This is a genomic window from Agrococcus lahaulensis DSM 17612 (assembly GCF_000425105.1).
Lineage (GTDB): Bacteria > Actinomycetota > Actinomycetes > Actinomycetales > Microbacteriaceae > Agrococcus > Agrococcus lahaulensis.
In genome coordinates this window covers 1-3,846 of the sequence record NZ_AULD01000004.1, presented here as the reverse complement: position 1 = coordinate 3,846, position 3,846 = coordinate 1, and the positions used below count along the sequence as shown (strand labels likewise).

7 protein-coding genes are annotated in these 3,846 nt (G+C 67.0%); 5 read left to right on the top strand and 2 right to left on the bottom strand.

Annotated elements, in window-relative coordinates; translation table 11 throughout:
• Positions 1-264 precede the first annotated feature (264 nt).
• From cmtR to H508_RS0100295, 4 genes are all read left to right on the top strand, one after another.
• Complete coding sequence (gene cmtR / locus H508_RS0100310; protein WP_026372591.1) at positions 265-618, top strand: Cd(II)/Pb(II)-sensing metalloregulatory transcriptional regulator CmtR; 354 nt, start codon at positions 265-267, stop codon at positions 616-618.
• Positions 615-1,268, top strand: coding sequence for a cation efflux transmembrane domain-containing protein (locus H508_RS0100305; protein WP_035253547.1), 654 nt, complete (start codon positions 615-617; stop codon positions 1,266-1,268). The genes cmtR and H508_RS0100305 overlap by 4 nt, the downstream gene beginning before the upstream one ends.
• The gene (locus H508_RS0100300) at positions 1,269-1,877 is read left to right on the top strand and encodes a cadmium resistance transporter (RefSeq protein WP_026372589.1); all 609 of its coding nucleotides are present in this window, start codon (positions 1,269-1,271) and stop codon (positions 1,875-1,877) included. It abuts the gene before it with no gap.
• Between the two features lie 98 nt (positions 1,878-1,975).
• Positions 1,976-2,437: a signal peptidase II gene (locus H508_RS0100295; RefSeq protein ID WP_245569399.1), complete on the top strand. Its 462-nt coding sequence runs from the start codon at positions 1,976-1,978 to the stop codon at positions 2,435-2,437.
• Between the two features lie 194 nt (positions 2,438-2,631).
• On the opposite strand, the gene H508_RS0100290 is transcribed toward H508_RS0100295, so the two are convergent.
• A complete protein-coding gene (locus H508_RS0100290; protein WP_026372587.1) occupies positions 2,632-2,817 on the bottom strand; it encodes a hypothetical protein in 186 nt (61 codons plus the stop codon).
• Positions 2,817-3,065 (bottom strand): type II toxin-antitoxin system Phd/YefM family antitoxin, encoded by a 249-nt coding sequence (locus H508_RS13590; protein WP_035253544.1) that lies wholly within the window; start codon positions 3,063-3,065, stop codon positions 2,817-2,819. The genes H508_RS0100290 and H508_RS13590 overlap by 1 nt, the downstream gene beginning before the upstream one ends.
• Positions 3,066-3,204: 139 nt before the next feature.
• Between H508_RS13590 and H508_RS0100280 the strand changes: the two genes are divergently transcribed.
• Positions 3,205-3,846, top strand: a 642-nt coding sequence (locus H508_RS0100280; protein ID WP_026372586.1) for a DUF222 domain-containing protein, incomplete at its 3' end; no start/stop codon positions are given.

Here is a 3,846-nt window from a genome sequence, read left to right as displayed (position 1 = left end):
GAGTTCGAGGCCGCGTACTACGCTGACCTCGAAACGCCATCACACCCGGTGCTGGCACCCGCATAGGAGCGGCAGAGAACCGGGGACGGTTCAGAACGCTCCAGCAAGCCGCCTGGCCGGTGTGTTATGCCGGAATCGCGAGGGTCTGGTCGGCGCCCGAGCGCTTCAGTTGCTGCAGCAGCTGCACCAACCGGATGCGCCGCGTGCCGTCCGTCTGCGCCTCCATGATCGTCGACACGACAGCGTTTGCTGTATAGTCAGTGTGTGCTGACTATTGCGAACCGACTGGACGTCATGCATCGGCTGGGCCGGGCGATGGCGGATCCGACACGCTCACGCATCTTGCTGACCTTGCTGCAAGGACCGAACTATCCCGCGGTCCTTGCGCGCGCGCTCGAGCTGACGCGCTCGAACGTATCGAATCATCTCGCCTGCCTACGTGATTGCGGCATCGTCGTGACCGAGCCTGAGGGCCGCCAGACGCGGTACGAGATCGCCGACCCGCACCTCGCACGGGCGCTGACTGCGCTGGTCGAGGTGACATTGGCCGTGGACGAGCAAGCGCCATGCCTCGACCCGGAGTGTTCGGTCCCCGGCTGCTGCGAGTCGGTCCGATGAGCGCGGGGACGCTGACCGAGGCACGACGGAGCACCCTGCATCGCCGCGTGCGGTTCATCGTCGGCTTCACGATCACCTACAACGTCATCGAGGCGATCGTCGCGATATGGGCGGGCTCGATGGCCTCCTCGGCCGCGCTGATCGGGTTCGGGCTTGATTCGATCGTCGAGGTGCTCTCCGCGGCCGCAGTCGCGTGGCAGTTCACACGCAAGAATCCGGAACGGTGGGAGAAGGCCACCGTCCGCGCGATCGGCATCGCATTCTTCGCCCTCGCCGCCTACGTCATCATCGACGCGGTCCTCACGCTGACCGGCGTGGAAGAGGTTGACCACAGCCCGCTCGGCATCGGCATCGCCACCCTCAGCCTGCTCGTCATGCCGGCGCTCGCCTGGTTCGAGTTCCGCACCGGCCGCGAGCTCGGCTCGCGCAGCGTGCAAGCGGACGCCAAGCAATTGCTCCTCTGCATTTACCTGTCGGGCACGGTGCTCATCGGCCTGCTGCTCAACCTGCTCTTCGGCTGGATGTGGGCAGATTCCGTGGCTGCCCTCATCGTCGCTGGGCTCGCGATCCGCGAAGGCATCGAGGCGTGGCGCGGCGATGTCGAATCGCCCTTCGAAGTCCTGGGCGAGCTCGAAGCGAAGAACGACTAGATGCTCGCGACCATCGCCTCCGCGATCGGCATGTTCGCGGCAACCAACATCGACGACATCGTCATACTCACCGTGCTCTTCCTCGCATCATCCCGCGGCGGGCCGCGGCCCTGGCAGATCGTCCTCGGCCAATACCTCGGATTCGCGACGCTCGTTGCGATCAGCGTGGTCGCGGCACTCGGGCTCACGATCATCCCGGACGAGTGGGTCGGCTTCCTCGGGCTCATCCCGCTGCTGATCGGTGTAATCGGACTCATCCGGGGACTGCGCGATCGTGACGATGCAGATCCTGACGAGTCGGCGATGAAAGACCTCGGCTTGCTCGGCGTCGCCGGAATCACCATCGCAAATGGGGCGGACAACATCAGCCTCTACACGCCGGTGTTCCGAACCATCTCGCCCGCGGACACCGCGATCACCATCGTCGTGTTCCTCGCTCTGGTGAGCGTCTGGTGCCTCTTCGGCAAGCTCATCGGCACACACAAAGCCGTCACCGAGACTCTCGAGCGGATCGAGCACTGGCTGGTCCCCGCCGTGTTCATCGGTCTCGGCCTGTTCATCCTGATCGAGTCCGGCGTCATTCCGCGCCTATTCGAGGTACTGGCCTGATGTCGACGACTGGCAGCAGCGCACCAAGTCCCTCGGCGGCACAGACAGTCGTCGAGGGGATCGCCCCCTCACCACACACGAGACCTCGACTGTGGAGGGTGACACTGCTCGGCTACGTCGCCGCGCTCGCAGCCGTGGCGATCGATCAACTCAGCAAGGTCTGGGCAGAGGCGAGCCTCGCTGTCGGCGAGCGTCATCCACTACTGGGCGACATGCTCGCGATGCAACTCACCTACAACCCTGGGGCGGCATTCTCTCTCGGCGCCAGCGCAACGCCGCTCATTACCGTCCTCGCCGCCGGAGGCACGGTGTTCGCGGCTTGGCTCACCTGGAGAACCACGTCGTTGCCATGGGCACTGAGCCTTGGCCTCATCCTCGGCGGCGGCCTCGGGAACGTCATCGACCGCCTGGCACGACCCCCTGGTCCCGCCCGTGGTCACGTCGTGGACTTCATCGCCTACGCCGACTGGTTCATCGGAAACGTCGCCGACGTGTTCGTCTTCGGTGGTCTGGCGCTGTGCATCGTCTTGGCCTTCATGGGTAGACCCATGCGGCCCTAGTCCTCAGTACCTGGCGGGAGCTCACGACGTAAGTTGATATCCCCGATATCCAGTCCGTTGGTTGCGGTAGCGCTGTCGTCTCCCCTCAGCACGCACCTCGAGCGCCGACTCGACTCACTCGCCTGCGCAGGGATCGAACGTCGTGAGGCCCATCTCGGAAGCTCCCGCGAGCATCCGGGCGTCATGCGAGACGATCACGAGGTCCTCGATGCCAGATCGCAGAGCGGTGGCGAGGTGGATCGCGTGAGCTCCGTCTTGAGCAGCCGGGACGAGACGAGCTCGTCCGACTCCGCCGCCTCCTCGAACCACGAGACCGCGCGCGGCGAGAACCGCAGCATCGCGCGACCGGCGACGGACGTGTCGACGTAGAACGTCGTCATCACTCCCCCCGCAGGTCGTCCAGCAGCTCGTCGATCGATGCGGCTGTCCGCAGCTCATGCCGAGGCAGGGATGCGACGTTCGGGCGGCCCGTGCGCTTCGGTGGGATGAGCCGGGTCGACGACGCGACCGGCTCCACGCGGGCGATCGGTCGGTTGTAGGACGTGATCGTGCAGCGCTCCCCCGACTCGACGTCCCGCAGCATCTGCGCGGGATTCTGGCGGAGCTCTCGGACGGAGACGGTCTTCATGGCGCGATTGCAGGTCGATGATCGACAACTCGACCAGCAGGTCGCGGGGCATGTGGGTGGCCTCCCCTACTCTGCTCGCAAGCGAGGTCGGGAGTGGATGTGGGTGGCCCCATCTGCCCTCCTCGCGAGGGAGGCGGCGATGTCGAGCACCGAGCAGGCCAGAGCGGCGGTCGAGGCCGCTCGCGCGCTGCTGGCGGATGCCGACTCGTTCGCTCGAGCATCCAACGGTGAGACGGTCGAGATCCTCGGCTGCGTCGCGGAGCTGACTCGCGTCGCTGAGGCGCTGCAGGTGCGGCTCGCGCACGAGGTCGAGGAGCGCTCGCAGGGCCCGGTCGACGAGCCGCTGTGCCTGCTGCTTGGTGCCCGGCATCCGAAGGAGGCGCTCGGGCGGGCGTTCGGCATGCGCCCTGGCCGCGTGCTCGACCTGCAGCTGATGGCGCGGGCGACGTCCCCGTCGGTCGGGATCACCGGCGCCGACATCCCCGCGAAGTACCCGGCGGTCGCGGCTGGGCTCGCGACGGGTGACCTCTCGTTCGCGCAGGCGCAGGCGATCGTGACGACCCTCGAGCCGGCAGCGCCGCGCGCCGATGTTGAGCAGCTTCGCGTCGCGGAGCAGACGCTCGTCGCTCACGCGACCGATCCGGGCATGCCGCTGCCGCCGGAGCAGCTGACGGTGCTCGCGCGCCGCTGCGTGGCGCTGCTCGACCCCGACGGAGTGCTGCCCAACGATGAGCGGCAGCGGGCGATGCGGTACTTGCGCATCCGGCAGCAGCCCGACGGG

Bases quoted from the DNA above. Each gene is read 5' to 3' on its own strand.
- H508_RS13590 (WP_035253544.1), bottom strand. From the start codon at position 3,065: ATGAAGACCGTCTCCGTCCGAGAGCTCCGCCAGAATCCCGCGCAGATG.
- H508_RS0100305 (WP_035253547.1), top strand. From the start codon at position 615: ATGAGCGCGGGGACGCTGACCGAGGCACGACGGAGCACCCTGCATCGC.
- H508_RS0100290 (WP_026372587.1), bottom strand. From the start codon at position 2,817: ATGACGACGTTCTACGTCGACACGTCCGTCGCCGGTCGCGCGATGCTG.
- H508_RS0100300 (WP_026372589.1), top strand. From the start codon at position 1,269: ATGCTCGCGACCATCGCCTCCGCGATCGGCATGTTCGCGGCAACCAAC.